The 466-nt window shown below is 64.2% G+C and carries 1 pseudogene; it reads left to right on the top strand.

The features are described 5' to 3' along the window. Window positions 1-147: 147 nt before the first annotated feature. Window positions 148-466, top strand: a pseudogene (locus tag AACY52_RS30835) (hypothetical protein); the annotation flags it as partial.

Genomic DNA, 466 nt, shown 5'->3' with positions numbered 1-466 from the left:
CCGCCCCTGCGGGAGCCAGCAGCGACACGCAACCGCGATTCGTCGGGCGCTGCGCCGATGAACGACGGCTAACAGAGCCATTCAGGCTTACCTCAGCCCGACTCGGCCATAACCGCATCATCGGAAACACCAACCGGGAGACGCATCATGTTCAAGAAACTCACGCTCGCAGCCACCGCGATGGTCATGACCGCTGCCGGTCTGGCCGCGACCCCTGCCGCCGCCCAACGCTATGATGGCGGCCAAGGCTATGCTTACGATCAGGCGTATCGCGACGGCTACAATCGCGATGACGGATATCGCGGGTACCGGGATGATCGGCGCGGCTATCGCGACGACGGCTATTATCAGGACCGCCGCTACTACAGCCGCGCCCGCAACCGCTGCAATAACGACCGCGGAACCATTATCGGCGCGATTGCGGGCGGTTTGCTCGGCAATGTGATCGCAGGCGGCGGCGACCGCA

This window comes from Pseudomonas sp. EA_65y_Pfl1_P113, from assembly GCF_963970525.1.
Classification (GTDB): domain Bacteria; phylum Pseudomonadota; class Gammaproteobacteria; order Pseudomonadales; family Pseudomonadaceae; genus Aquipseudomonas; species Aquipseudomonas tritici.
Note: the sequence above shows the minus strand (reverse complement) of the source record. Positions and strands in the feature narration are given on the sequence as shown.